Annotated in this window: 27 protein-coding genes, 1 pseudogene and 2 riboswitches; of the genes and pseudogenes, 12 read left to right on the forward strand and 16 right to left on the reverse strand. The window is 66.0% G+C overall.

Going from position 1 to position 26,742, the window contains the following annotated elements:
* Positions 1-7: 7 nt before the first annotated feature.
* The 8 genes and pseudogenes from BMZ43_RS06595 to BMZ43_RS06625 form a co-directional block, all read right to left on the reverse strand.
* Complete coding sequence (locus tag BMZ43_RS06595) at positions 8-1,057, reverse strand: AI-2E family transporter (protein WP_017640512.1); 1,050 nt, start codon at positions 1,055-1,057, stop codon at positions 8-10.
* Positions 1,058-1,180: 123 nt separating this feature from the next.
* Entirely contained in the window at positions 1,181-1,936 is a 756-nt protein-coding gene (locus BMZ43_RS27220; protein WP_371913863.1) for a methyl-accepting chemotaxis protein, read from the reverse strand.
* Between the two features lie 102 nt (positions 1,937-2,038).
* Positions 2,039-2,857 (reverse strand): annotated as a pseudogene (locus BMZ43_RS27225) (cache domain-containing protein); the annotation flags it as partial.
* 67 nt (positions 2,858-2,924) lie between these two features.
* The gene (locus BMZ43_RS06605) at positions 2,925-4,271 is read right to left on the reverse strand and encodes an ATP-binding protein (RefSeq protein WP_093251316.1); all 1,347 of its coding nucleotides are present in this window, start codon (positions 4,269-4,271) and stop codon (positions 2,925-2,927) included.
* On the reverse strand, positions 4,268-4,933 hold the full coding sequence (locus BMZ43_RS06610) for a response regulator transcription factor (protein ID WP_064308868.1): 666 nt from the start codon (positions 4,931-4,933) through the stop codon (positions 4,268-4,270). The genes BMZ43_RS06605 and BMZ43_RS06610 overlap by 4 nt, the downstream gene beginning before the upstream one ends.
* On the reverse strand, positions 4,934-5,290 hold the full coding sequence (locus tag BMZ43_RS06615) for a PepSY domain-containing protein (RefSeq protein WP_256562883.1): 357 nt from the start codon (positions 5,288-5,290) through the stop codon (positions 4,934-4,936).
* Entirely contained in the window at positions 5,230-5,538 is a 309-nt protein-coding gene (locus BMZ43_RS06620; RefSeq protein ID WP_017640507.1) for a PepSY domain-containing protein, read from the reverse strand. Before BMZ43_RS06620 ends, BMZ43_RS06615 begins: the two co-directional genes overlap by 61 nt.
* Before the next feature lie 76 nt (positions 5,539-5,614).
* On the reverse strand, positions 5,615-5,872 hold the full coding sequence (locus BMZ43_RS06625; RefSeq protein WP_093251321.1) for a DUF3253 domain-containing protein: 258 nt from the start codon (positions 5,870-5,872) through the stop codon (positions 5,615-5,617).
* 81 nt (positions 5,873-5,953) lie between these two features.
* Here BMZ43_RS06625 and BMZ43_RS06630 point away from each other — a divergent pair, with 81 nt between their 5' ends.
* The 4 genes from BMZ43_RS06630 (at position 5,954) to BMZ43_RS06645 (ending at position 9,869) form a co-directional block, all read left to right on the forward strand.
* Positions 5,954-7,051, forward strand: coding sequence for a DNA topoisomerase IB (locus BMZ43_RS06630; protein ID WP_017640505.1), 1,098 nt, complete (start codon positions 5,954-5,956; stop codon positions 7,049-7,051).
* A 285-nt stretch (positions 7,052-7,336) separates the two neighbouring features.
* Complete coding sequence (gene aztA / locus BMZ43_RS06635) at positions 7,337-8,071, forward strand: zinc ABC transporter ATP-binding protein AztA (RefSeq protein ID WP_093251326.1); 735 nt, start codon at positions 7,337-7,339, stop codon at positions 8,069-8,071.
* A complete protein-coding gene (locus BMZ43_RS06640; RefSeq protein ID WP_093251330.1) occupies positions 8,068-8,937 on the forward strand; it encodes a metal ABC transporter permease in 870 nt (289 codons plus the stop codon). Before aztA ends, BMZ43_RS06640 begins: the two co-directional genes overlap by 4 nt.
* 11 nt (positions 8,938-8,948) lie before the next feature.
* Entirely contained in the window at positions 8,949-9,869 is a 921-nt protein-coding gene (locus BMZ43_RS06645) for a metal ABC transporter substrate-binding protein (protein ID WP_093251333.1), read from the forward strand.
* A gap of 304 nt (positions 9,870-10,173) precedes the next feature.
* Here the strand turns inward: BMZ43_RS06645 and BMZ43_RS06650 are convergent, their stop codons facing one another.
* The 4 genes from BMZ43_RS06650 to cobW are packed head-to-tail and all read right to left on the reverse strand — an operon-like array spanning position 10,174 to position 16,686.
* Complete coding sequence (locus tag BMZ43_RS06650) at positions 10,174-10,818, reverse strand: vWA domain-containing protein (protein ID WP_177344792.1); 645 nt, start codon at positions 10,816-10,818, stop codon at positions 10,174-10,176.
* Positions 10,819-10,838: 20 nt separating this feature from the next.
* On the reverse strand, positions 10,839-11,876 hold the full coding sequence (locus tag BMZ43_RS06655; protein WP_026083776.1) for a magnesium chelatase ATPase subunit I: 1,038 nt from the start codon (positions 11,874-11,876) through the stop codon (positions 10,839-10,841).
* Position 11,877: 1 nt separating this feature from the next.
* Positions 11,878-15,627, reverse strand: coding sequence for a cobaltochelatase subunit CobN (gene cobN, locus BMZ43_RS06660; RefSeq protein WP_093251340.1), 3,750 nt, complete (start codon positions 15,625-15,627; stop codon positions 11,878-11,880).
* Positions 15,628-15,633: 6 nt separating this feature from the next.
* Positions 15,634-16,686, reverse strand: a complete 1,053-nt coding sequence (gene cobW, locus BMZ43_RS06665; protein ID WP_093251343.1) for a cobalamin biosynthesis protein CobW — start codon at positions 16,684-16,686, stop codon at positions 15,634-15,636.
* A 101-nt stretch (positions 16,687-16,787) separates the two neighbouring features.
* Positions 16,788-17,019: riboswitch (cobalamin riboswitch) on the reverse strand.
* 58 nt (positions 17,020-17,077) lie between these two features.
* Positions 17,078-17,416: riboswitch (cobalamin riboswitch) on the forward strand.
* A gap of 85 nt (positions 17,417-17,501) precedes the next feature.
* Between cobW and BMZ43_RS06670 the strand changes: the two genes are divergently transcribed.
* Genes BMZ43_RS06670 through BMZ43_RS06680 form a run of 3 tightly spaced genes read left to right on the forward strand, consistent with a single transcriptional unit; the run spans position 17,502 to position 18,757 of the window.
* Entirely contained in the window at positions 17,502-17,693 is a 192-nt protein-coding gene (locus BMZ43_RS06670; RefSeq protein WP_017640497.1) for a CbtB domain-containing protein, read from the forward strand.
* Positions 17,694-17,705: 12 nt separating this feature from the next.
* On the forward strand, positions 17,706-18,383 hold the full coding sequence (locus BMZ43_RS06675) for a CbtA family protein (protein ID WP_064308859.1): 678 nt from the start codon (positions 17,706-17,708) through the stop codon (positions 18,381-18,383).
* Positions 18,383-18,757 (forward strand): cobalamin biosynthesis protein, encoded by a 375-nt coding sequence (locus BMZ43_RS06680; RefSeq protein WP_064308858.1) that lies wholly within the window; start codon positions 18,383-18,385, stop codon positions 18,755-18,757. The genes BMZ43_RS06675 and BMZ43_RS06680 overlap by 1 nt, the downstream gene beginning before the upstream one ends.
* Here BMZ43_RS06680 and BMZ43_RS06685 read toward each other — a convergent pair.
* The 3 genes from BMZ43_RS06685 to BMZ43_RS06695 all read right to left on the reverse strand — a co-directional run bounded on the left by BMZ43_RS06685 (position 18,748) and on the right by BMZ43_RS06695 (position 21,085).
* Positions 18,748-19,476, reverse strand: coding sequence for a segregation and condensation protein A (locus BMZ43_RS06685; protein ID WP_177344793.1), 729 nt, complete (start codon positions 19,474-19,476; stop codon positions 18,748-18,750). The genes BMZ43_RS06680 and BMZ43_RS06685 overlap by 10 nt on opposite strands.
* A gap of 110 nt (positions 19,477-19,586) precedes the next feature.
* A complete protein-coding gene (locus BMZ43_RS06690) occupies positions 19,587-20,216 on the reverse strand; it encodes an L-threonylcarbamoyladenylate synthase (RefSeq protein WP_064308856.1) in 630 nt (209 codons plus the stop codon).
* On the reverse strand, positions 20,213-21,085 hold the full coding sequence (locus BMZ43_RS06695; protein WP_017640492.1) for a PHP domain-containing protein: 873 nt from the start codon (positions 21,083-21,085) through the stop codon (positions 20,213-20,215). The genes BMZ43_RS06690 and BMZ43_RS06695 overlap by 4 nt, the downstream gene beginning before the upstream one ends.
* A gap of 60 nt (positions 21,086-21,145) precedes the next feature.
* Here BMZ43_RS06695 and BMZ43_RS06700 point away from each other — a divergent pair, with 60 nt between their 5' ends.
* From BMZ43_RS06700 to BMZ43_RS06715, 4 genes are all read left to right on the forward strand, one after another.
* Positions 21,146-21,730 (forward strand): septation protein A, encoded by a 585-nt coding sequence (locus BMZ43_RS06700; protein WP_064308855.1) that lies wholly within the window; start codon positions 21,146-21,148, stop codon positions 21,728-21,730.
* Positions 21,731-21,734: 4 nt separating this feature from the next.
* Entirely contained in the window at positions 21,735-22,412 is a 678-nt protein-coding gene (locus BMZ43_RS06705) for a response regulator transcription factor (protein WP_017640490.1), read from the forward strand.
* Between the two features lie 111 nt (positions 22,413-22,523).
* The gene (locus tag BMZ43_RS06710) at positions 22,524-22,958 is read left to right on the forward strand and encodes a Spy/CpxP family protein refolding chaperone (protein ID WP_058791428.1); all 435 of its coding nucleotides are present in this window, start codon (positions 22,524-22,526) and stop codon (positions 22,956-22,958) included.
* A 227-nt stretch (positions 22,959-23,185) separates the two neighbouring features.
* On the forward strand, positions 23,186-24,559 hold the full coding sequence (locus tag BMZ43_RS06715; protein WP_093251349.1) for a sensor histidine kinase: 1,374 nt from the start codon (positions 23,186-23,188) through the stop codon (positions 24,557-24,559).
* Here BMZ43_RS06715 and BMZ43_RS06720 read toward each other — a convergent pair.
* Complete coding sequence (locus tag BMZ43_RS06720; protein WP_093251353.1) at positions 24,534-25,100, reverse strand: nitroreductase family protein; 567 nt, start codon at positions 25,098-25,100, stop codon at positions 24,534-24,536. The genes BMZ43_RS06715 and BMZ43_RS06720 overlap by 26 nt on opposite strands.
* 200 nt (positions 25,101-25,300) lie before the next feature.
* On the opposite strand from BMZ43_RS06720, the gene BMZ43_RS06725 reads away from it, so the two are divergent.
* Entirely contained in the window at positions 25,301-26,683 is a 1,383-nt protein-coding gene (locus BMZ43_RS06725; protein WP_093251358.1) for an adenylate/guanylate cyclase domain-containing protein, read from the forward strand.
* The last annotated feature ends 59 nt before the right edge of the window (positions 26,684-26,742 follow it).

Here is a 26,742-nt window from a genome sequence, read left to right on the forward strand (position 1 = left end):
CTGGCCGTCAGATATCGTCGCGGTGGCTGAACAGATCCCAGGTGGACATGAACAGGGCGGCGATCAGCGGGCCGATGACGAAGCCGTTCAGGCCGAACAGCGACATGCCGCCGATGGTGGAGATCAACACCACGTAGTCGGGCATCTTGGTGTCCTTGCCGACCAGGATGGGGCGCAGCAGGTTGTCTACCAGACCGATCACCACCACGGCGAAGACGATCAGGATGACCCCTTTGATCACTGAACCGGTGGCCAGGAAGTAGATGGCCACCGGCACCCAGATCAGCGCTGAGCCGACCGCGGGCAGCAGCGACAGGAAGGCCATCAGGGTGCCCCAGAGTACCGCGCCCTGGACGCCCAGCACGCCGAGGATGAAGCCGCCCAGGGCGCCCTGCACCACGGCAACGATGATGTTGCCCTTGACCGTGGCGCGCACCACGGCGGTGAACTTGGCCATCAGGCTGCGCTTGTGCATATCGCTCAGCGGAATGGCCTTGCGGATCAGCGCCACCAGCTGCGAACCGTCGCGCAGCAGGAAGAACAGCAGATAGAGCATCACGCCGAAGCCGATCAGGAACTGGAAGGTGCCCTGACCAAAGCTGAAGGCCTGGGTCGCGACGAACTGGCTGCCCTGCATGGCACCTTCGGAGAGCTTCTGGCGAATACCATCCAGGTCACCGGCGCCGAAGCGCTCCAGCACGCCACGTACCGAACCCGGCAAGGCGCCCCAGATCTGCTGATAGTACTGGCCGAAGTTGAGCTGACCGCTGCTGACCTGCTGGTACAGCAGCGAGCCTTCCTGCACCAGGGAAATGGCGATGAACACCACTGGCAGGATGACGATGAGCAGGATCACGAACAGGGTGCAGAGCGCCCCTAGGTTGCGTCTGTTGTTAAAGCGGCGGACGAACCAGCGCTGCAGCGGGGCGAACAGGATGGCGAGGATGGCGCCCCAGAACACCGCGCCCAGGAAGGGGGTGAGGATCCAGACGAAGGCCAGGGAGACCACCACCAGCAGGATCAGGAACGTCTTGTTTTCCAGCCGAGCACTTTTCATTGGCTTTCGCGATTCCACACAAGGATGACAGGCCTTGCTTAGAGCCTCGGAAGCCGTGGGGTTCCCATAAGCACCCCCAACTCGACCCGAAGAGGCGCGCCAGCGTGGCCGGCGCGCCCGGGATCATACGCGAAACTGACGAACCAGGCCGTCCAGGCGCTCGCCCAGGCCGACCATGCCGGCGGTGTTGCGCGCGCCTTGCTGGGCACCCTGGGCCATGCTGTCGACGGCACTGGCGATGGTGTGGACGCTGCGATTGACCTCTTCGGCCACCGCCGTCTGCTCCTCGGCGGCACTGGCGATCTGGCTGTTCATGGCATTGATGGTGGCGATCAGCTCGCTGATCGCGGCCAGGGCGTTACCGGCCTGCTCGGCCTGAGCCGTAGTGGCCTCGCCCATGCCGCCCGAGCGTTCCATGGCCCCGACCGCGCGGCCGGTAGCCTGTTGCAGGCGATCGATCATGGCCTGAATTTCCTGGGTGCTCTGCTGGGTCCGGCTGGCCAGGGCTCGTACCTCGTCGGCGACCACGGCGAAACCGCGACCGGCCTCGCCCGCCCGGGCCGCTTCGATGGCGGCATTGAGGGCCAGCAGATTGGTCTGCTCGGCAATGGCACGAATCACGTCGAGCACGCCGACGATGGCGCCCACGTCCTGCTTAAGGCCATCCAGGGACACGCTGCTCTGGCGTACCTCCTCGACCAGTTCGTGAATGCGCGCCACGCTGGTGGCAACCGTCTCGCGGGCCAGCCGACCTTTCTCCTCGGTCTGACGGGTGGCTTCGGAGGCCTGCAGGGCACTGCTCGCCACTTCCTGGGCCGCCGCGGACATCTGGTTGATGGCGGTGGCCACCTGGTCGGTTTCGCTGCGCTGGCGCTGCATGTCGCGATCGGTGCGCTGGGCCTGCTGGGCGACGTCGTCGAGCAGACCAGTGAACTGGTGAGTAATGTCGACGACCTGAGCGATGGTGCCCTGGATGCGATCGACGAAGCGATTGAAGGCGGCGGCGAGTTCACCGATCTCGTCACGCCCGTTGACCGGCAGGCGGCGGGTCAGATCGCCCTCCCCGGCCGCGATGTCGTCGAGATTCTCCCGGATCTGCGCCAGAGGCCTGAGGGTGCGGGCGGCAAACAGCTGCGCGACGATGCCGATCACCACCAGCAGCACGCCGGCCACGCCGAAGATCAGCCAGAGCTGGTCCTGGGTGCGCTTGGCGACCTGCTGGGCCACGGCAGCGACCTCGGCCTCCACGCCATCCAGATTCACCGCCGAGCCGATCACCAGATCCCATTTGGGCAGGTAGTCGGTGTAGGCAAGTTTGGGCACCAGCACGTCCTTGTTGCCGGGCAGCGAAGAGCTGTAGCGACTGAAATGCGAGCCATCCTTGCCGACCCGAACCAGTTCCTGGTTGAGGTAGACGCCAGCCGGGTCACGGTTGTCCTTGAAGCTCTTGCCGATGCCGGCCGGGTCGTTGCCCTTGAACAACCGGACGACGTTCGAGTCGTAGCCGAAGATATAGCCGTCCTTGCCATAGCTGATGGCCGACAGCAGGCGGATGGTCTCCTTACGCGCCTCGGTATCACCGTCAGCGGCCTTGTCGTACAACGGCTTGACCACGGTCATGGCCGTTTCGACGGTATTCTGCAAGGCGCTGCGACTCTGCACCATGAGCCGCTCGCGGGCATCGGCGACATCCTTGGTTGCCTGCGCCTGGAACACCCAATAGGACAGGCCGCCCAGGACGACAGTGAAGAGGCAAACGGGCAGCACTGCCAGCAGGGTGACTTTCAGTTTCAGGCTCACGGGGTTCTCCTTGGTCGCAAGAGCTCAGGGCGTTATCGACCCCTTGCCCACAAACTTGACCGCAGAGTCATCTCCCGGACGAATGCCTGGTGCCGGCACCAGGCAATGGCAGACGGATCACCACGGCGAGACCGCCCAGCGCCGCGACCTCCAGCGCCAGGGTTCCGCCGCAGCTGTCGACGATGTCCCGAGCAATCCCCAGGCCCAACCCATGCCCCGCCACCGCCTCGTCCAGACGGGAGCCCCGGTCCAGAATGGCCTCGCGCTCCGCTTCCGGCACACCGGGTCCGTCGTCTTCGACCCGGATCAGATAGCCCTCCTCATCCTGCGCCACCTCCAGCCGGACCTGCCGATCCGCCCACTTGCCGGCGTTGTCCAGCAGATTGCCGAACAGCTCCAGCAGGTCTTCACGGTCCCAGGGCAGCCGAAGCCCTGTGGGCAGTTGGCAGTCGAAACTCAGGTGCTCGCCATGCAGCCGATTGAGCAGCACGCAGAGCTCGCGCAGCTCGGCGACGTCCAGATGAGCACCCGGCAAGGCCTCGCCGGCCAGTCGGGCACGGCGCAGCTCTCGCTCCAGCCGTTCGCGAATGCGCGCCAACTGCTCACGCAGGCTGTCGCGCTGCTCCGGCAACCCCTGCAATTCCGGCCGCTCGGCCAGGCTGGTGAGGACCGCCAAGGGCGTCTTGAGGGCATGGCCCAGATTGCCGATGCCATGCCGTGCACGCTTGAGGTCTTCTTCGGTATGGCGCAACAGCGCATTCATTTCCGCCACCAGCGGCGCGAGCTCGGTGGGCACGCTGGCGTCCAGCGTCGAGCGGCGGCCCTGGTGCAGCTGGGCGATCTGCTCGCGCACCTGCTCCAGTGGGCGCAGCGCCCGACGCACGATCAGCCGTTGCAGCAGCAGGACCACCAGCAGGGTCGCCAGGCCCAACAGGGCGCCGAAGGCGAGGATACGCTGCAGGTTGGCCAGCAAGGGGTTGTAGTCGTCGGCGACCGTGACCTGCACCGTCTGGCCATAGCGCTGGTAATCAGCGCGGTAGGTGAGCAGGCGCTGGCCACTGGGACCGTCCGCCAGGGTATCGCTCAAGCCATTGCCGGGCGGTGCTTCCAGTTGCGCATCCCATAGCGAGCGCGAGCGCCAGCGGATATCCAGCGCCGGGATCTCGATCAGGAAATAGCGGCCCGACAGCGGCCGGGTGTAGAGGCTGCCCAGGCGTCCCTCATCCAACTGCAGGCCATGGGGGCCGCGTACCAGGGCAGCGAGCAGATTTTCCGTCTCGCCGCGTAACCCGGTTTCCAGATAGCGGCGCAGGGCATGATCCACCAGCCAGGCGCCGCCGAGTACCAGCACCAGACCGGCCACCAGCAGGATGGCCACCAGCCCGACCCTGAGGCGGGTCTGGATGGATCTCAATCGACACCGCCCAGGCGATAGCCCTGACCGCGACGGGTCTCGATGACGTCCCGCCCCAGCTTGCGCCTCAGGTGATTGACGTGCACCTCGATGACATTGGAATCCCGCTCGCTCTCGCCGTCATACAGGTGATCGTTGAGTCGCGTCTTGGACAGGATCTGGCCGGGATGCAGCAGAAAACAGCGAAGCAGGCGAAATTCCGCCGCGCTGAGGGCGATGGTCTCACCGCCACGGACCACGCACTGGCGCGCCTCGTCCAGCGCCAATCCCCCGGCTTGCAGCAGTGGCTGATTGGCGACGCCACGCACTCGCCGCAGCAGCGCGGCGATCCGCAGGCCCAGCTCTTCGGGGTGAAACGGCTTGGTGAGGTAGTCATCGGCGCCCACCTTGAGGCCATCGATGCGTTCGGCCCAGCTGTCGCGCGCCGTCAGGATCAGCACTGGCGTCGCCAGCGCGGCGGCGCGCCACTCTCCGAGCACCTCGAGGCCTGGCCGACCTGGCAGGCCCAGGTCGAGAACGATAAGGTCATAAGGCTCCTGAGCACCCTGCCAGGCGGCGTCGCGGCCATCGGCCAACCAGTCGACGGCGTAACCCTGGCGCGAGAGGAACGCCGCGATCTCGTCGGCCAGGGCCACATCGTCTTCCACCAGCAGCAGGCGCATCTAGTCGTCCACCTCGTCCTTCAGGATGGCGCCAACCATCGCGCCGATTTCCAGTTCACGGACCACATCGCCAACGAGGATCTCGATCTCGTAGCGATACTGGCCGTCTTCTTCTTCCAACTCGGCTTCCAACAGCCGGGCCTGGGGGTAGCGTTCGTTGACCCGCTGCAGCAGGGTCTCCAGGGGCCGGATCACCCCCTCCTTGCGCAGCCTGAGGGCCTCGTCCTGATCCAGGTCGCGGGCCTGGATCAGGGGAGAGACGCCGCCGAGCAGGATCAGCCCGGCAAGGACGACGGTCAGTCGTCGCGCTGATTTTTCAGGACTTCGCCAGTGGTGGCGTCGAGTTCCAGATCCCATTTCACACCTTTGGGGTCACGCAGTTCCAGTTGGTAGATGTAGCGGCCATATTCTTCTTCCAGCTCGGTCTCGTGGGTGGTCGAGCCCGGGTGCTTGGCGATGGCGGCCTGGTTGAGCACCTCGAAGCTCTTGATCTTGCCGCTGTCACGCAGCTTGAGGGCTTCGTCGGGACCGAGGTCGCGGGCTTGGGCGACGCCCACACCGGTGAGCAGGAGGGCGGCGGTCGCGAGGGCGGTGAGCTTTTTCATGAGGATTCTCTCTCTGGTTGCTGTTCGATCTGGGTCCAGAGTAGCGATCCGCCATTAATCGAAACTTAAACGCCGCTTAAGCCAAGCTTAATCGGATCGGACCGCGCCAGGGCACTCCCAGGTCCAGGGATTCCCCCTTTTGCGTCACCCGCAGTCGACCTTCGCGAGCCAGTTCCCGTGTCGTGTCGCGTAAGGGCTCCATCAGCGGTCGCCAGTCCGCGGCCAGGCTTCGTGCCACTTCCGAGGGGCAAAAGGTCGTGCCCGGACGGCATGCCTGGGCCTTGCCCAGCAGGGCGTCGCGCAGCTGTACGTCGGTCGGCTTGGGTGCGGTCATGAGAACCTGGTCCCTTTTCCTGGAGTCCACCGTTTCGACCAGGAAAACGTCGGTGCAGTCATGACCTCTCGCTCGAAAGTAATGCAACGCCTCGCCCAGACCGATTTGCCCATCCCCGCCGATGAGCGTGACGACACCGGAACCGCCCTCTGTACCCCCCTGCCGCCCGATCTCAACTACGTCGATGACAATCAGGCCGGCCTGAGCCGCCGCAAGCTGCGTGGCAAGTGGGCCTACTTCACGCCCGAGGGCGAACGCATCCGCGATCAGGCGGAAATCGAACGCATCAACAAGCTGGCCATTCCGCCGGCCTATACCGATGTCTGGATCTGCTCGGACGCCAATGGCCATCTGCAGGCCACCGGACGCGATGCCCGCGGGCGCAAGCAATATCGCTACCATCCGCGCTGGCGCGAGATCCGCGATACCGACAAGTATGAGCGGATGCTGGCCTTCGGGCAGGCCTTGCCCAAGCTGCGGCAACGGGTGGAAGAGGATCTCGCTCGGCGCGGCCTGTGCCGTGAGAAGGTCATGGCCACGGTCATCAGTCTGCTCGATGCCACCCTGATCCGGGTGGGCAATGCCCAGTACGCCAAGAGCAACAAGTCCTATGGGCTCACCACCCTGCGCAACCGGCATGCCGAGGTACACGGTAATACCATCGCCTTCCACTTCCGTGGCAAGAGCGGTGTGGAGCATGACATCAAGGTCAGCGATCCGCGGCTGGCACGCACCGTGAAGAAGTGTCTGGAGTTGCCTGGCCAGCACCTCTTCCAGTACGTGGATGGCGATGCCGAACGCCATACCGTGACCTCATCCGACGTCAACGCCTACCTGCACGAGCTGACCGGTGCGGATTTCACCGCCAAGGACTATCGCACCTGGGCCGGCAGTGCCCTCGCCCTGGAAGCCCTGCGCGAGTTGCGCTGTGAAACCCAGACCGACGCCAAGAAAGAGCTGGTGGACATGGTCAAGGCGGTGTCCCGCACCCTGGGCAATACCCCGGCAGTATGCCGCAAGTGCTACATCCATCCAGGCGTGCTGGATGCCTTTCTGGCCGGTGACCTCTGCACCCTGCCCAAACCGCGCAAGCGCAAGGGGTTGAAGGAGGAAGAGGTCCTGCTGCTCAACTTCCTGCAGCGGCTGGAACAGCGGATGGCAGAAACTCAGGCGGCTTGACGGAAAGAGGCGGTTCGCTCCGCCTCTGGTTATCGCGGTGCGCCATCGTTGGTAGGGTCACTCCAGCGGTCCTGACGCTCAGCTGCCTCGCTGCAGGAGTGGTCCTGGCGAGCTGATGACGAAGCAGTGTTTGTTATGTTATAACTTTTGCTTCGTTATCCAAGGCTCGATCATGGCATCCCCGCGCCCTTCTCTGCTGCTGCTCTCCGTACCCGCTCGTCTGTCGCTCGCCTGCATTCCTCTGGTCGCTCTGTGGCTGGCCGTAAGCTGGGCGGTCGCCCTGCCATGAGCGCCGCCATCGAACTCCAGGACCTGACGCTGGCCTATCAGCGGCATCCAGCCATTCGTCATCTCAGCGGATGCTTCCGCACTGGCAGTCTGACCGCCATCGTCGGTCCCAATGGGGCGGGCAAGTCCACCCTGCTCAAGGCCATCGCCGGCACCCTGCGACCGATCAGCGGCCGGGTCAACCGGGCAGTGCCGCAACGCCGTCTGGGCTATCTACCCCAGGCCGCGGAGATCGATCGCAGCTTTCCACTCAGCGTGCTGGAAACCGTGGTGCTGGGCGCTTGGCGTGGTTTGGGCCTCTGGCGCGGCGTCACCGCTGCACACCGGAAGGACGCAACAGAGGCGTTGCAGGCCGTAGGCCTCGAAGGCCTGGAGGATCGCCTGGTCGGCGCACTGTCTTCTGGCCAGTTCCAGCGGGTGCTGTTCGCGCGCTTGCTGCTGCAGGATGCGCCCGTGCTGCTGCTGGACGAGCCCTTCACCGCCATCGATGCCCGCACCACCGCGGATCTGCTGACCATCGTCAGGCGCTGGCATGGCCAGGGCCGTACCGTGATCGCCGTGCTGCACGACCTGGAGCAGGTCCGTCAGCACTTTCCCGAGACCCTGCTGCTGGCCCGGGAAGCCATCGCCTGGGGCCATACCGACCAGGTGCTGATCACCGAGAATCTGGCCCGCGCCCGCAATCTCGCCGAACACTGGGACGCCCATGCGGGGGTCTGTGAACGCGCATGACCCTCTATCAGCTCCTCTTCGAACCCTTCGTCGAATTCGGCTTCATGCGCCGCGCCCTGGTGGCCTGCCTGGCCCTGGCGCTGGGCGCCGGTCCGGTGGGCGTTCTGCTGATGCTCAGGCGCATGAGCCTGGTGGGCGATGCCATGAGTCACGCCGTGCTGCCGGGTGCGGCGCTGGGCTTCATGATCGCCGGGCTGTCGCTGCCAGCCATGGGTATCGGCGGCATGCTCGCCGGACTGCTGGTGGCCGGACTTGCGGGTCTGGTCAGCCGCTTCACCAGCCAACGCGAAGACGCCAGTTTCGCGAGCTTCTACCTGATTTCCCTGGCTGCCGGGGTGCTGATCGTATCGCTGCACGGCTCCAGCGTGGATCTGCTGCACGTGCTGTTCGGCACCATCCTGGCCATCGACGCCACGGCGCTCTACCTGGTCGCCGGCATCGCCACCCTGTCGCTGGTGGTCCTGGCGGTGATCTACCGGCCACTGGCCCTGGAATGCTTCGACCCGGGCTTCCTGCGCGCCGTGGGTGGCCGTGGCTCGCTCTATCACCTGCTGTTCCTGCTGCTGGTGGTGCTCAACCTGGTCGCCGGCTTCCAGGCCCTGGGCACCCTGATGGCAGTGGGCCTGATGATGCTGCCGGCCACCGCCGCGCGCTTCTGGGCCAACAGCCTGCCCGGCCTGATGGCGGTGGCCAGTCTGATCGCCAGTCTCAGCGGGCTGGTCGGCCTGGTGCTGTCCTACCACCTCGGCTGCGCCTCCGGCCCCGCCATCGTGCTCACCGCCGGTGGCTGCTATCTCCTATCCCTGCTGTTCGGCCGTCTGGGGCTCTATCGACGGCTGCGTCCCCGCCCTCATCTCACCCATTGAAAGGAGTCACCATGAAATCCCTGTTTTCCCTGGGCGCTGCCCTGCTGCTCGCCGCCGCCGGCCAGGTACAGGCCGCACCGGTCAAGGCCGTCGCCACCTTTACCGTGATCGCCGACGTGGTCAAACAGGTCGGCGGCGACCAGGTCCAGGTCACCTCCCTGGTCGGTCCCAATGGCGATCCCCATGCCTACGAACCGACGCCCACGGATGCCCAGGCGCTGAAACAGGCCAACGTGGTCTTCATGAGTGGCCTGCACCTGGAAGGCTGGATGGATCGCCTGATCAAGGCTTCCGGCCAGGCACGTCCGCCAGTGGTGCTCAGCGAAGGGATCAAGACCCGCGAAATGGCGGAAGACGAAGATGACCATGCCCATGCTGACCATGATCACGACCATGGCGGTGTCGACCCCCATGTCTGGAACAACCCGCTCAATGTGGTCGTCTACACCCGCAACGTGGTGAAGGCGATGTCCGAGGTGGATCCGGCGGCTGCCGCCACCTTCAAGGCCAACGGTGATCGCTACATCGCCGAACTGGAGGCCCTGGATCGCTATGCCCGCGAGCAGATCGGCCAGGTGCCTAAGGCGCAGCGCAAGGTGCTGACCTCCCATGACGCCTTCGGCTACTTCGCCGATGCCTATGGCGTGACCTTCATTTCGCCGTTGGGCCTGTCGACCGAGGCCGAGGCCTCCGCCCAGGACGTTGCCAAGCTGATCCGCCAGATCAAGCAGGAGCACGTCGCCGCCTACTTCTTCGAGAACTCCAATGACCCGCGCCTAGTGCAGCAGATCGCCAAGGCCAGCGGTGCCCAGCCGGGCGGCGAGCTCTATGTGGAGGCCCTGTCACCCGCTGATGGCCCGGCGTCCACCTACGCAGCCATGTTCCGCTACAACGTGGATACCCTGGTCAAGGCGATGAAGGGCGGGCATTGAGGCCCGGGGTCTTTCGGTAGGTTGGGTTGAGCATAGCGAAGCCCAACAGCGTGAAGGTCGAGCCCCTTCACGTTGGGCTTCGACGGTGGAGCCGTCTCAACCCAACCTACGTCTGACTGGTAGGTTGGGTTGAGCATAGCGAAGCCCAACAGCGCGAGGGTCGAGCCCCTTCATGTTGGGTTTCGACGGTGGAGCCGTCTCAACCCAACCTACGCCGGACCGGTAGGTTGGGTTGAGCGGCGCAAAGCCCAACAACGCGAGGGTTGAGCACCTTCGCGTTCGGCTTCGACGCGAGGCTGGTCACCTAAACCACCGGCACCTCTTCGAGGTGTCGGTATTCCGCACCCAAGCGCCGGGCCAGCTCCGCTGCCCGTCCCAGGCGCAGCGGTCCCAATTCGATATCCAGCACCCGGATGGGGCAGTCCGGTATGGCCAGCCCCTCCAGCTCACGCAGGCGCCCGTCGGTGACTAGCAGCAACCGGCATTCCTCGCCCGGACGCTGCCGCCGCCGAGTCTTCAGCCAGTCATGAGCTTCCGCCAGCCCCGCCAGCAAGGGCGTACCGCCCCCTGCGCCTAGCTGCTCCAGCCAAACCTGCAACGCCTGACCGCTGCGTTGCCCCTGGAAGGACCATTCGGGCCGTTCCCCTGCCGCCTGCAGCACGGCGACGCTGACCCGCTGGCGGTAGGCCTGCTCGAACCAGTCGGCCAGCAGGCCCTTGGCCTGGGTCAGGGCACCGTGGCGGCGGGTAGATGCGGAATGATCGAGGATCACCAACCAGAGCTGTGCCGGACGCCGACTGCGCGGCTGGCGCAGGAGATCACCGGCGCGCCGCGGACGACCGCGAAGCAGCGTCGGCACCCAGGCGATGGCACCTTCCGTGCCCGACGAACGAGCGCCGTGGCGACCCCCAGTGGCCTTGCCCGCCCCGCTTCGGGCATCGCGATCCAGGGTATGGGACGATCGGATGCCTAGGGCTTTTTTGCCTCGCTCAACCGGCGTCTGAGGCCCGATGCCACGGGCTCCGCTGCCAGGGCGCCCCAGCCATCGTCGCCTGAGGGCTCGACGTCACCCTGTCCCTGCTGATCACTTTTCCCTCGCTCCGAAGGGTCAGAGGGCAGTCGTTCCTCTAGGGGTGGTATTAATGAGGTTGAATCTTTTATGTCCCGTCGCCGATGGCGCAGGGCGAAATCGGCGACGGCAATGATATCCGCGTGCTCGATCAGCGCGGCATCGCGCCAGGCGGCATGGGCACGGGCGGCGCGCAGCCAGACCAGGTCGGCGCGGAGGCCATCGACGCCGGCCTGGTGGCAAGCCGTGGTGATGATCTCAAGGGCCGCATCATCCAGGGGAATGCTGGCAAGGCGTGCACGGGCCTGGGCGCAACGTTCGCGCAACTGCGCCTGATCGGACGCCCATTGAGCGACAAAGGCCACGGGATCGCTGTCGAACGCCAGGCGTCGACGCAGGATCTCGGCCCGCTCAAGAGGTGCCGGCCGGCTGTCCAACGCCAGGGCAAAGCCGAAGCGATCCAGCAACTGGGGGCGCAACTCGCCCTCCTCCGGATTCATGGTGCCCACCAGCAGGAAACGGGCGGCGTGCTCATGGGAGATGCCGTCCCGCTCCACCCGGTTGACACCGCTGGCGGCCACGTCCAGCAGCAGGTCGACCAGGTGATCCGGCAGCAGATTGACCTCGTCGACATAGAGCACGCCCCCATCCGCAGCCGCCAGGACACCCGGCGCGAAGCGCGCCCGGCCCTCGCCCAGCGCAGCGTCCAGATCCAGGGTGCCGACGATGCGCTCCTCGCTGGCGCCCAGCGGCAAGGTGATGAAAGTACCGTCACCGAGCAGGTCGGCCAGCCCGCGAGCCAGGGTGGACTTGGCCATGCCGCGCGGCCCCTCGATCAGTACGCCGCCGATGCGGGGATCGATGGCGTTGAGGCACAGCGCCAGCTTCAGGGGCTCGGCGCCGACCACGGCGGCCAGGGGAAAGACGGGGGCGGTCATCTCAGGCTTCATCCATATCCATCAATAGCTGTTCGAGGGCGTCGCGGTAGTCGCCTGGCTCCTGCCAGAGGCCACGTTGCTGGGCTTCCAGCAGGCGCTCGGTCATGTCGCGCAGGGCCTCGGGGTTGTGGCGTTCGACGAAGTCGCGGGTATCGGCATCGAGCAAGTAGGCATCGGCCAATTGCCGGTACTGGTGATCCTCCACCAGCTCGGTGGTGGCGCCGAAGCCGAACAGATAGTCCACGGTAGCGGCCATCTCGAAGGCGCCCTTGTAGCCGTGGCGCTTCATGCCGGCGATCCACTTGGGATTGGCCGCCCGGGAGCGCACTACCCGCCCCAGCTCTTCCTTGAGGGTACGGATCCTGGGCAGATCGGCCTGGGCGTGGTCGCCGAAGTAACTGGCGCGACGCTGGCCGCTCAGGGTCTCGGCCGCGGCCAGCATGCCGCCCTGGAACTGGTAGTAGTCGTTGGAATCGAGCAGGTCGTGCTCGCGGTTGTCCTGGTTCTGCAGCACCGCTTGCAGGCGACCCAGGCGGCGCAAGAAGTCGTCACGGGCGGCGGTGCCGTCATCCTCGGCGCCATAGGCGTAGCCGCCCCAATTGAGATAGGCCGTGGCCAGCTCGCTGCGCTCCTGCCACTGACGCTCTTCCACCGCACCCTGGACACCGGCGCCATAGGCCCCGGGCTGGGCGCCGAAGATGCGCCAGCCGGCCTGACGCCGCGCCAGATCGGCGGCGGTACCGGCCGCTTCCAGGACCGCGCGCTCGCGGCGCACCTGGGCGGCCAGGGGGTTGAGATCGTCCGGTTCGTCCAGCGCGGCGACCGCCTGGACCGCGGCATCGAACAGCCGTACCAGACCGCCGAAGGCGTCGCGGAAGAAACCGGAGATGCGCAGGGTGACATCCACCCGCGGTCGATCCAACAGCGACAGCGGCAGGATCTCGAAATCCTCCACCCGAGCGCTGCCGGTCTGCCAAACCGGACGCACGCCCAGCAGCGCCATGGCCTGGGCGATGTCGTCGCCGCCGGTTCTCATGGTCGCGGTGCCCCAGACCGAGAGGCCCAGTTGGCGCAGGTGATCGCCCTCCTCCTGCAGATGGCGCTCCAGCAACAGATTGGCCGACTGCCAGCCGAGGCGCCAGGCGGTCATGCTCGGCAGATTGCGCACATCCACGGAAAAGAAGTTACGCCCGGTGGGCAGGACGTCCAGCCGGCCGCGACTGGGGGCGCCGCTGGGTCCGGCAGGAACGAAGCGCCCGTCCAGGGCCGCCAGCAGGCCGCCGATTTCCGCCGGCCCACAGGCGTCCAGCGCCGGCGCCACCTGGGCGACCAGGTGCTCCAGCACCGGACGGGTCGCCGGCAGTTCGGCCAGCGCCAGTGGCAAGGGTTCACCCTCCACCGTTGCGGCGACCAGGGCAAGCGCCAGCAACTCGAGCCGCTCGCGCGTATCGCCCAGGGTCCGCCAGGCTTCGGTCGAAAGAGCCACCAGGCACGGCGGACGCGGTCCCTGCCATGGCTCGCCGAGATCGGCGGCCAAGGGATCGAACGCCAGCTGCAGATCCTTGGCCAGCGCCCGCAGGAGACTGGCATTCCCGCCCTGGGCATCGCCCCGGGGGATGCGCAGCAGGGCGACCAGAGTATCCCGCCGCAGCTGCCCGGTGGGCGACTCGCCGAACACATGGAGGCCGTCGCGAATCTGGGATTCCTTGAGATCACAGAGATAGGCGTCCAGTTGCGGCAGCCAGCTGTCCGGGTCCTCGGTGATCACCAGCCCCAGCTCACGATCCAGGGCGGTTTCGCGCACCAGTTGCAGGATCTCGCCGCGCAATTCGGTCGCGCGTCGCAGGTCCAGCAGGCTGGCGTCGTAGTATTCGTCGGCCAGGCGCTCCAGGTCGCGCAGCGGCCCGTAGCTTTCGGCGCGGGTCAGCGGCGGCATCAAATGGTCGATGATCACCGCCTGGGTGCGCCGCTTGGCCTGGGCACCCTCGCCCGGGTCATTGACGATGAAGGGATAGACGTTGGGCAGCGGTCCGAGAATGGCGTCCGGCCAGCATTCCTGGGACAGGCCCACGCCCTTGCCCGGCAGCCACTCCAGATTGCCGTGCTTGCCCAGATGCACCACCGCCTGGGCGCCATAGGCCTCGCGCAGCCAGAAATAGAAGGCCAGGTAGCCATGGGGCGGCACCAGCGAGGGATCGTGGTAGACCGCCGCCGGATCGACGTCATAGCCGCGCGCCGGCTGGATACCGACGAAGGTCAGGCCAAAGCGCACCCCGGCTACCATGAGCCGACCGCGCCGATGCATGGGATCGGCCTCGGGCGCCCCCCAACGTTCCGTCACCGCCTGCTGCAAACTCAGCGGCAGGCGGGCGAACAGCGCCTGGTAGTCATCCAGCGCCAGGCTCTGTAGGGCTGGGCGCAGATCACGCAGGGCGCTGTCGTTGGTCACTCCACCAAGCAGGCGCTCGATCAGGGCGGTACCGCTCTCTGGCAGATTGGCCACTGGATAACCGGCCGTCTGCAGGGCCTGAAGCACCTTGAGTGCCGCTGCCGGGGTATCCAGGCCAACGCCGTTGCCGATACGCCCATCGCGGGTCGGATAGTTGGCCAGGATCAGGGCGATGCGCTTGTCCGCCGCCGGACGCCGCGCCAGCTCGATCCAGCTGCGCGCCAGCCGCGCGACGAAGGCCATGCGCTCGCCATCGGCCTGGTAGTTGACCACGTCGCTCTGACTGCGCTCGCAGCGCCAGGCCAGGCCCTTGAAGCTGATCGGCCGGGTGATGATGCGCCCATCCAGTTCCGGCAGGGCGATGTGCATGGCCAGGTCGCGGGCCCCCAGACCCTGGGGGTTCTCTTGCCAGCGTTCGCGATTGTCCTGGGCGCAGATGGCCTGGAGTACCGGCACCGGTCGGCGGAACGGCGTGAGATTCGGCCTCTCCGGACTGGACTGGGCGAAGCCGGTGGTATTGAGAATCAGCGCGGTGTCGGTCTCGTCCAGCAGCCGCTCGACTTCCGTCAGGCAGGCCGCCTCCTTGAGGCTGGCCACGGCGATGGGCAGCGGATTCAGCCCCTGGGCTGCGAGTTGCGCGCAGAAGGCGTCCACGAAGGCGGTATTGGCCGACTGTAGATGGGTGCGGTAGAACAGCAGCGCCGCCGTGGGCCAATCCGCTCGCCAGCGCGGGCGCCAGCCATCCAGGCCTAGTCCTTCGGGCTGATAGACCGCCACCCGCGGCAATTCCTGTGGCGGCTCGTAAAGGTATCGGGCATCCAGGCATTCGGCGGCCAGGCAGTGCAGGAAATCCCGGGCATTGCCCAGGCCGCCTTGACGCAGGTAGCGCCACAGCCGTTCGGCCAGGTCCGGTGCCACGGTGCCCAGAGCCATCAGCTCAGGGTCAGGGCGATCGCAGCCGGGCACTGCGATCAGGGTCAGCCCCCGCTCGGCCAGTTCGGCGAGGCGCTCCATGCCATAGCGCCAGTAGCCCTGGCCGCCATGCAGGGAGATGAACACCACTCGCGCCTGGCTCAGCACCTCCTCGACATAGAGGTCCACCGAGGCGTGGTTCTGCAGCTGCATGGGATTGGCCAGGCGCAGGCTGGGATAGCCGGCATCCAGGGTACGAGTCGCCTCGGCCAGCAGGGCCAGATGCGAATCGCCACTGCAGAGCACGACGATCTCACCCGGCGTCTGCGCCAGATGGGCGATGCCGTCGTCCGGGACGAAGCCGCCCGGCTGGGTACGCAGCAGATGCATCTGGCGTCAGGCGACCGCGGCGCGCAACTGGGCGGTGATCGCCGCCTGGTCCAGCTCCTGGCCGATCAGCACCAACTGGGTGCTGCGGGTCTCGCCGGTCTTCCAGGCACGGTCGAAATGCTTGTCGAAGCGGGTACCGACCCCCTGCACCAGCAGTCGCAGCGGCTTACCGGCAATGGCCGCGAAGCCCTTCACCCGCAGCACGCCATGGCTCTTGACCACCTCGGTCAGCGCCGCCAGCAGGGTCGCTTCCGCCACCTCGGGCAGGTCTACGCCAAAGGAGTCGAATTCATCGTGGTCATGGTCTTCATGACCTTCGAGGTCATGGTGGGTCGGACGGCTGTCGATATGGGCCTCGGATTCGGCTTGCAAGCCCAGCAGCACCGACAGGGGCAGCACGCCACGACTGGCTTCCACCACCTTGACCGCGGGCGGCAACTCTTCGCTCACCTCGGCGCGGACCCGGGCCAGGGCCTCGGCGTCCAGGCCGTCGGCCTTGTTGAGGATCACCAGGTCGGCACTGGCCAGTTGATCTTCGAACAACTCGTGCAGCGGCGATTCATGGTCCAGGTTCGGATCCTGGCGGCGCTGGGCATCCACCTGCTCGGGATGGGCGGCGAAGGTACCGGCCGCCACCGCGGGACTGTCGACCACGGTGATCACGGCGTCCACGGTGCAGGCGTTGCGGATCTCCGGCCACTGGAAGGCCTGCACCAGGGGCTTGGGCAGCGCCAGGCCACTGGTCTCGATGAGGATGTGGTCGATGTCGCCGCGACGCGCCACCAGCTCCTTCATCACCGGAAAGAACTCTTCCTGCACGGTGCAGCACAGGCAGCCATTGGCCAATTCGAAGACGCGCCCCTGGGCCTCTTCTTCGGTACAGCCGATGCTGCACTGGCGGAGGATCTCGCCATCGATGCCCAGCTCGCCGAATTCGTTGACGATCACCGCGATGCGGCGGCCTTCGGCATGGTCGAGCATGTGCCGCAACAGGGTGGTCTTGCCGGAACCGAGGAAGCCGGTAACGATGGTGACGGGAGTCTTGGCCAGGGTTTTCATGGGCTGCCCTTAGAAAGAAAGCGAAAAAAGACGGGCAGGCATGCCAAGCGCTCGCGCAGCGGCAAGGCCCTGGTGGCAGCCCGGATCACCCCGCCCGGTTGCGTATGGAAAGCTAGCGAGGCAGGTCTCCTGGCTCACGGCGCCCTACTCCAGCCTTCCCGCGTGAGCAGTGGCCTTAAAGCTTGTTCATCATTCGCGAGCTAGCGTCAATTATGAACAGGCTCTGTGGAGAGGCTGAAGATGCCGCTTACAGTTGCGGGGGCAGCCGCGGTGTCGCACCGCGTTCCCTTTCAAGCTCTTGCGGACAAGAGCACCTCGAAGCCCGACAGGCTACGAGTGCCCCGCCGGGGTGTCAATCGAACAGGCTTGACCGTCGGACGACCCGCGTGGTCTGCTCGCTCCTGCTTCAGGTGTCGCGACTCCGCCAGGGGTCGCGGTGAAACGGGAAGCCGGTCCAAGTCCGGCACTGCCCCCGCAACGGTAGACGAGCGCAGGATCACGATGCCACCCGGCTGGCAAGCTTGGGGAAGGCGATCCTGGTAGTCGTACGGGAATGCGGTCTTGCGCGAGCTAGCACCTGGCAAGGCGGAACCCTTCAAGGAAGCGCAATTTACCGAGAGTAGATGAGCACTCCGCGAAGGGCTTCAGCGCTGCCAGGCCGACGCGCAGCCAAGACCGCACCTTGAGACCCTCGTGAGTCCGGAGACCGGCCTGTCGCTTTCAAGCAACCCGCGGTGGGCGGTCGTGCTGGACGGCGGCCGCCTGCGGTTCGCTGCCTCGGCGCGTCCCTGCCGCTTCGACTCCGAGGCCTTGCCATGACCGCTACCCGCTCGACGACCGCCCTGCCCCAGCCTCATACCCATACCCGCGCCCAACGCCTGACCGCTACGCTGCTCGCCTGCCTGCTCGGCCTGGGCCTGGTGTTCCTGGCCGGTTTCTCCCATGTCGAGGCGCTGCACAACGGCGCCCACGATACCCGCCACAGCGAAGGCTTCCCCTGCCACTAAGAGGAGTACGTCATGTTCCAGCGTATCGCCTTCAGTGCCGGCGTGGCCGGGCTGCTCGCCGCTCTGTTGCTGAGCATCTTGCAAAGCGTCTGGATGACGCCGCTCATCCTCCAGGCGGAAACCTACGAGGTCCAGACCGAAGCCCCGGCCATGGCCGAGCACCAGGATCACGGCGAGGAAGAAGCCTGGGCCCCGGCAGATGGCTGGCCGCGCACCCTGTCGACCTTCGGCGGTAACCTGGTGGTGGCCGTGGGTTTCGGCCTGGTGCTCGCCGGCCTGTTCAACCTGCGCGCGCCGAACAGTACCTACCAGGGCCTGCTGTGGGGGGTGGCCGGCTACGCCACCTTCTGCCTCGCACCGAGCCTGGGCCTGCCACCGGAGCTACCAGGCACGGCCGCGGCCGACCTCACCTTGCGCCAGGCTTGGTGGATAGGCACCGCGGGCGCTACCGCAGCCGCCCTCGCCCTGCTGGCGTTCGCCCGCCACCCGGGCTTCAAGATCGCCGCCCTGGGCCTGCTGGTCATTCCCCACTTGCTGGGAGCGCCCCAGCCGGTCGCGCATGAGAGCCTGGCGCCACAAGAACTGCAACGGCACTTCCAGATCGCCGTGCTGGTGAGCAACCTGCCTTTCTGGCTATTGCTGGGCTTGGCGTGCAGCTGGCTGTTCCGCCGTCAGGAGCCGCAAGGCTGATGGCGCTGGTCCTGGGCTTGGGTTGCCGTCGGGATTGCTCGGTGGAGGAGCTTGCCGAGCTGGCGCAAGAGGTGCTGCAGGAAGCCGGCTGCGACCGCGCCGCCCTGACCGCCTTGGCGACGGTGGCCAGTCGACTCGAAGAAGACGGACTACGCACCCTCGCCCAACGCTGGCAGCTGCCTTTACAGGGCTTTCCCGCTGAACGCCTGGCGCAAGAACGTGGCATAACCTCAGCCAGCAAGCGGGTGTTGCAGCATGTTGGCAGCTCCAGTGTCGCCGAAGCCGCGGCCCTGGTGGCGGCCGGTGAAGGCGCCCGCCTGTTGGTGAGCAAACGCAAGAGCGCGTCGGCAACGGCAGCCTTGGCCTACGCCTGAGACGCCGCTTCCAAGTCGGTGTCGCTGACCCGGGCGCGGACATGGATGGGGCTGAAGGGCTCGTTCTGTACCAGTTCCACCAGAGCTTCCTTGACCAGCTCGAGGATCGCCATGAAGGTCACCACCACGCCAAGGCGCCCCTCATCCAGGGTGAACAGCGCCACGAAGGGCACGAAGGCGCCATCCTTGAGGCGTTCCAGCACCTGGCTCATGCGCTCGCGGGTGGACAGCACCTCGCGGGTCACCTGGTGACTCTCGAACAGGTCGGCGCGGCGCAGGACTTCGCCCATGGCCAGCAGCAACTCGCCCAGCTCCACCTCCGGCAGAAGCTTGCGCGCCCGCGCCTCGGGCGCCGGCAAGCTGGGCACCACGAAGTTGCGTCCCTCCCGCGGCAGATCGTCGAGGTCCTCGGCGGCCTTCTTGAAGCGCTCGTATTCCTGCAGCCGGCGGATCAATTCGGCGCGCGGGTCTTCCTCTTCGGCCTCCAGGCCTTCGGCGCGCGGCAGCAGCATGCGCGACTTGATCTCCGCCAGCATGGCGGCCATCAGCAGGTATTCAGCGGCCAGCTCCAGTTGCACCGCCTTCATCAGCTCGACGTAGCTCATGTACTGCCGGGTGATCTCGGCGACCGGAATGTCGAGGATGTCGATGTTCTGCTTGCGGATCAGATAGAGCAGCAGGTCGAGGGGCCCCTCGAAGGCTTCGAGAAAGACCTCCAGCGCATCCGGCGGAATGTAGAGGTCCTGGGGCAGTTCGGTGAAGGCCTCGCCATAGACCAGCGCCAGGCGCAGCTGCTCGGGTTCGAGCAGCTGGGGGTCCAGGGCTTCGCTCATGCTTCGATCATGAAGGGCGTGGGATCGCCGGCACCGACGCGGATCACTTCCGGCTCGTCGGCGGCCAGGCTGATCACTGTGGAGGGCTGCAGGCCACCCGGACCGCCCTCAATCACCAGGTCGACGAAATGCTCGAGACGCTCGCGGATCTCCCAGGCATCGCCCAGGGCTTCGTCATCCCCCGGCAGGATCAGGCTCACGCTCATCAAGGGTTCGCCCAGCGCCTCCAACAGCGCCAGGGTGATGGGATGCTGGGGCACCCGTACGCCAATGGTGCGCCGCTTGGGGTGCAGCAGCATGCGCGGCACCTCGCGCGTGGCGTTGAGGATGAAGGTGTAGGGGCCGGGAGTATAGGCCTTGAGCAGCCGGAAGGCGCTGGTATCCACCTTGGCATAGATGCCCAGCTCGGAGAGATCGCAGCACACCAGGGTGAAGTTGTGCTTGTCGTCGAGCTGGCGGATGCGGCGGATGCGCTCAACGGCACTCTTCTCGCCGATACGGCAGCCCAGCGCATAGGACGAATCGGTGGGATAGGCGATGACGCCACCGGACTGGATGACTTCCACGGCCTGACGAATCAGCCGCGGCTGGGGATTCTGCGGATGAATCTCGATGAACTGGCTCATTGGGGTTCCCGATTCTGAGGGTACAGCGGTTGACTGAAGCGCGCCCAGAGAGGCGGCAGATCTTCGGGCAACGGACGGTACATGCCCAGGTCCGACCAGTCGGCCGGCGCATGGAAATCGCTGCCCGCACTCACCATCAGACCGAATTCCCGCGCCAGAATTGCCAGGGTGCCGACCTGCTCGGCCGGCTGCACGCCATTGACCACCTCGATGGCGTGGCCGCCGCCGGTGACGAATTCCCCGATCAGCTTGCGCAGCTTGGTGCGGGTGAAGCCATAGGCCAGCGGATGGGCCAGACTGATCCATGCCTTGGCGCCCTTCAGGGTCGCCAGGGTCTCGGCCAGGGTCGGCCAGTGCTGCTTGACGTCGCCGAGCTTGCCGCCGCCCAGCCACTTGCGAAAAGCCTCGCCACGGTCCTCGACAAAGCCCGCCTGCACCAGGTATTCGGCGAAATGCGGCCGGGCCGGCGCATTGCGACTGTCACCCAGGGCCAGCTGCACCGCCCGGGCGCCGTCCAGGGTGCCGGGCATGCCCTTGGCCGCCAGCCGCCGGTCGATTTCCCGAGCGCGTTCCCAGCGCCCTTCGTGCAGGGCTTCCAGCGCGGCGTTCAACTCAGGCGCCTCGGGGTCGAAGTTGTAGCCCAGCACATGCAGAGTCGCGCCGCCCCAGGTGCAGGACATCTCGATCCCGGAGAGCAGGCGCAGCCCCAGGCCATCCGCGGCTGCCAGGGCTTCGGCATAGCCATCCAGGGTGTCGTGGTCGGTGATGGCCAGCAGTTGCACCCCGCGCTCATGGGCGCGTCTGACCACCTCGGCGGGCGCGAAGGCGCCGTCCGACGCGGTGGTATGACAGTGCAGGTCGATACGCATGGCTTTCTCCTCCGGCTTCATCAGGTATTATGCCGCGATGCACTGCTATCGGCTGCGTTAATGAAACAATTCATCGATTTCATCCCCCTGCTCCTGTTCTTCCTGGTCTACAAGCTCGATCCGCGTCCTGTGGAGTTCGCCGGGCACGCCTTTACCCTGGGCGGCATCTTCAGTGCCACCGCGGTCCTGATCATCGCCTCCCTGGTGGTCTACGGCGCGATCTTCGCGACCCAGCGCCGGCTGGAGAAGAGTCAGTGGCTGACGCTGATCGCCTGCCTGGTGTTCGGTGGCATGACCCTGGCGTTCCATAGCGAGACCTTCCTGAAGTGGAAAGCGCCGGTGGTGAACTGGCTGTTCGCCCTGGCCTTCCTGGGCAGTCAGTTCATCGGCGACAAGCCGCTGATCCAGCGCATGCTGGGCCACGCGGTGCGACTGCCGGCCCCGATCTGGACGCGGCTGAACATCGCCTGGATCATTTTCTTCATCGTCTGCGGCTGCGCGAATCTCTACGTGGCCTTCACCTACGAAAGCTTCTGGGTCGACTTCAAGGTCTTTGGCAGTCTGGCGATGACCCTGGTATTCATGCTCGGTCAGGGCCTCTATCTGGCGCGCCATCTGCAACCCATGGATGAACCGCGAGACTGATCCCATGAGTCAGATACTGCTGATCGACGACGACCAGGAACTGTGCGACCTGCTCGGTGCCTGGCTGAAACAGGAAGGCTTCGAGGTCACCGCCTGTCATGCCGGCAGCGACGCGCGCATCCAGTTGCGCGAGGCGACACCGGACGTGGTGGTGCTGGACGTGATGCTGCCTGACGGCAGTGGTCTGGAATTGCTCAAGCAGCTGCGCAGCGATCATCCGCAACTGCCCGTGCTGATGCTGTCGGGACGGGGCGAACCGCTCGACCGGATCCTCGGCCTGGAGCTGGGTGCCGATGACTACCTGGCCAAGCCCTGCGATCCGCGCGAACTCACCGCCCGCCTCCGAGCCATCCTCAGACGCAGTCATCCGGCCCAGCCCGCGGCCCGCCTGCAGCTGGGCGACCTGTCGCTGAGTCTGGCGCGCGGCGTCGCCAACATCGGCGAAACCGAGATCACCCTGACCCTCACCGAGAGTCGCATCCTCGAAGCCCTGCTGCGCCAGCCGGGCGATCCCCTGGAAAAGCAGGCCCTGGCCCAGGCGGCCCTGGGCCGCAAGCTGACCCTCTACGATCGCAGCCTGGACATGCATGTCAGCAATCTGCGCCGCAAGCTCGGCAGCCATGCCGACGGTCGTCCGCGCATCCTGGCGCTGCGGGGCCGCGGCTACTACTACAGCGTCTAGCCCACCGCGCAGCCTTTACCCCCTCTTTACGCCCGCTGACCGCCACTGACTCCCCCGCTCCTAGACTGGGCTCTTCCGGTGTTGCACCGGTCATCCCAAGGAGATTTCTCGATGCGCAAACTCATGCCCGCCGTGCTGTTCGCCGCCCTGCTGCCGACCCTGACCCTGGCCGCTACCCAGGACAGCACCGACATCACCCCGCCGCCCCACGGCAAGCTGATGGATGGCGGTCCGCGTGGCGACGGCCCCCTGCGCGGTCTCAAGCTGACCCCCGAGCAACGCGAGCAGGTCGGCAAGCTGATGGGCGAGGAACGCCAGCAGCAGCGCGAGATCGTCAAGAGCTACCTCGACAAGCTGCCCGAGGATCAACGCAAGGCTCTGCACGATCAGCTGGATGGCAACCGCGACAAGACCCGTCAGTCCATTCGCGCCCTGCTCAAGCCCGATCAGCAGAAGCGCTTCGACGAAATGGAGAAGAAGCGTGAGGATCGCGCCAAGGAGTGGGCCGAGTTCCAGCAGTGGAAGCAAGACCACAAGTCCTCCTGATCCCCGATCGCTGCGCCGATGGTCCTCGGCGCAGCGTCTGACTAAGAATCTGCCCAAAGTCTCGCGAGCTAGAGACAAACAAGGCCTAGGCGGCCCCACGAAAATGCCTGAGGAAGCGGATCGGACCCGCGCTCGGGTTTACGAGTGGTAAATGAGCATTCCGAAGGCATTTTCAACGCCGTTTGGCCGACGCGCAGCAGACTTTGAGCAGATTCTAAGGCGACTGCATGGTTTTTCGTTCTCTCTTCTGGCGCATCTTCGCCACCTTCTGGCTGGCCATCCTGTCCGCGGTCGGCCTGACCATGCTGCTCGGCCACCTGGCCGATCAGGATTCCTGGATCCTCGCGCAGCATCCCGGCCTGCGCGGCCTCCCCGAACAGTGGGTGCAACGTTATGAAAACGAAGGTCCCGCCGCCGCTCAAGGCCTACTCGAACAGCGCAAGGGCCGCTATGGCATCGATGTGCTGGTGCTGGGCGAGAACGGCTCGCCCCTGGTGCGCGGCACCCTGCCACCGCGCATCTTCGACCAGGATCTCGACCAGCCGCAGCGTCAGCAGCGCCCCGGCCCCGGCGCCCGCGACCCCAACCGGCCGTTGCCCTGGCGACGCCTGACCGACGAATACACCAGCCCGAGCGGCCAGACCTACCTGTTCATCTACCACCTGCCCACCCCCGAGCTGGGTGCCTGGCGCCGGCAGAGCCTGTTCTGGCCGGTCGGCATGCTGGCCATCGCCACGGTGGTGCTGACCCTGTTCAGCCTGCTGCTGACCCTCAGCCTGACCCGCCCGCTCAATCATCTAAGGCGTGCGGTCCATGATCTCGGGCAGACCGCCTACCAGCAGGACACCCTCGCCCGCCTCGCCCGCCGCAAGGACGAACTGGGCGTGCTGGCCGAAGACTTCAATCGCATGGGCGCCCATCTGCAGCGCCTGATCGACAGCCAGCGGCAGCTGCTGCGCGACGTGTCCCACGAGCTACGCTCCCCGCTGGCCCGCCTGCGCATCGCCCTGGCGCTGGCCGAACGCTCCGACCCCCATGACCTGGGCAACATGTGGCCGCGCCTGACTCTGGAATGCGACCGCCTGGAAACCCTGATCGGCGAGATCCTCGCCCTGGCGCGTCAGGAAGCGGATCCAGGCCCACCCGAGCAGCTGGAACTGCATCCGCTACTCGAAGGCCTGGTGGACGATGCTCAACTCAGCGCACCCCAGCAGCGGGTGGAACTCGACGTTCCCGCCGCCCTGCGCCTGGACGGCTGGCCGGACGTCCTGGAACGCGCCCTGGACAATCTCCTGCGCAATGCGCTGCGCTTCAATCCGCCCGCCCGCCCCATCGTCATCTCGGCAGCCGCGACCGCCGGCGAGGTACGCATCCAGGTACGTGACCATGGCCCCGGCGTCAAGGCCGACGACCTGCCGCGCCTGGGCGAACCCTTCTTCCGCTCGGACCAGCAGCACGCCACAGGGTACGGCCTGGGGCTGGCCATCGCCCGCCGCGCCGTGGAGCGCCATGGTGGCGAGCTGCACCTGAGCAATCACCCGGACGGCGGCTTTCTCGCCACCGTCACCCTGCCGCTCAGACCGGTGCTGGCCAATGGCTGACCTGAGCGCTCAGATCACGTGGCGCCGGAAGCCGCGGGGCCACCTCGGGCGTGCCCAGGTAGATGTAGCCCACCAGTTGCTCGCCTTCGGTCAGGCCAAGGCCCTGCAGGACCCAGGGGTCGTAGCTGAACTCACCGGAGCGCCAGACCGCACCCAGGCCCAGGGCGAAGGCCGCATTGACCAGACCGTGGGCCACGCAACCGGCGGTGATGATCTGCTCCTGAACGGGCACCTTTCGGTGCTCCTGGGGCACGGCAACGACGGCGATCACCAGGGGCGCCCGCAGCGGCATGCGCCGGGCCTTTTCCACGGCCGCGGTATCCGCGTCGGGCTCGCGACGGCGCAAGGCGTCGGCATAGAGCTCGCCAAGCGCCGTGCGACCTTCGCCGGCCACCAGGATCAGCCGCCAGGGGCGCAGCAGCTTGTGGTCCGGCGCCCGGTCCGCGGCGCGCAGCAGGACCTCCAGTTGCTCGGGGGTGGGGCCCGGTTCGGTCAGGCGACCGACCGAGGCGCGATTGCAAAGAGCTTCGAGGGCATCCATAGCGTCTCTCCTGTAAGGATGCCGCAGTGTAACCCAGGGACGACGGCCGAATTTGGCTGTCACAGCAGCGGAATCACTGACATTCTTGGCCGCTACCCGGATGGTCAGCTAAGATCGCGAATGCTAGAAAACCCGGCCGCTTTCATCGTCGCGAACGGAGTTATCCCGACCTCTCGCCTTTCTCGAAACGGACCCGACAGATGAAGTTTGCGCTCAACCGGTTCCTCGCTGCGTCCGGTGACAGCCTGGGCGTCTACTACGCCCGGGTGTTCGCCTATCTGATCGCCGCCGCCAGCGTCACTGCGGGTTACTACACCCAGACCGATGCCGTGGGCCTGTGGTTGATCCCCTATGCCCTGCTCTATCCGCACCTGGCCCAGACCCTGAGCATCAAGCTCAGACGCGATCGTGGCGCCCAGACCGATATCCTGCTGGCCGCCATAGACGCCATTCACGTCGGCATGGCCGCGGTGGTGTTGCGCTTTCCGCTGATGCCTACCCTGATGCTGCTGTTCATGCTCGGCTACACCAGCATGCTGCGCGGTGGTCCCCGTCTGCTCGGCCTCTGCCTGCTGTTCGCCACCAGTGCCGCGGCCCTGGGCAGTGCCACCTTCTTTCATGGCGTCGACCTTACCAGCCCGCTACTGGTGGCGGTCACCAGCGTAGTGGGCACCATGCTGCACCTCTGGGGTACCGGCTACTTCCTGCACCGGCAGCGCAAGCGCCTCATCCAGATCAACGACGACCTCAAGCGCGAGCAGGAAAAGTCGGCGATCCTGGCGCATAACTTGGCGAAATACCTCTCGCCCCAGGTCTGGGAATCCATCTTCACGGGCAAGCAGCACATCGCCCTGGGCACCCAGCGCAAGAAGATCACGGTGTTCTTCTCCGACATCAAGGGCTTCACCGAGCTGTCCGAAGAACTCGAGGCCGAAGCCCTCACCGACATGCTCAACAACTACCTCAACGAGATGTCGAAGATCGCCGTGAAGTACGGCGGCACCATCGACAAGTTCGTCGGTGACTGCGTGATGGTGTTCTTTGGCGACGCCAACAGCCAGGGCGCCAAGAAGGACGCCGTGGCCGCGGTCTCCATGGCCATCGCCATGCGCAAGCACATGAAGGTCCTGCGCCAGCAGTGGCGCAGCCAGGGCATCAACAAGCCGCTGGAAATCCGCATGGGCCTGAACACCGGTTACTGCACGGTCGGCAACTTCGGCTCCAGCACGCGCATGGACTACACCATCATCGGTCGCGAAGTGAACCTGGCCAGCCGCCTGGAGAATGCCGCCGATGCCGGCGAGATCCTGATCAGCCACGAGACCTACTCGCTGGTCAAGGAAACCATCATGTGCCGCGACAAGAGCTGGATCACCGTCAAGGGCTTCAGCAAGCCGGTGCAGATCTACCAGGTGGTGGACTTCCGTCGCGACCTGGGCGCCTCCCCCAGCTATGTCGAACACGAACTGCCGGGCTTCTCCATGTACCTGGATACCAACAACATCCAGAACTACGACAAGGAGCGAGTCATCCAGGCGCTGCAACTGGCGGCGGAAAAGTTGAAGGACAAGGTGATCCTCTAACTCCTCCGCCTTTCCTGCAGGCAGAAAAAAGCCCCGGATATCCGGGGCTTCTTCATGGG

The organism is Pseudomonas sp. Snoq117.2 (genome assembly GCF_900110545.1).
GTDB classification, from domain to species: domain Bacteria; phylum Pseudomonadota; class Gammaproteobacteria; order Pseudomonadales; family Pseudomonadaceae; genus Chryseomonas; species Chryseomonas benzopyrenica.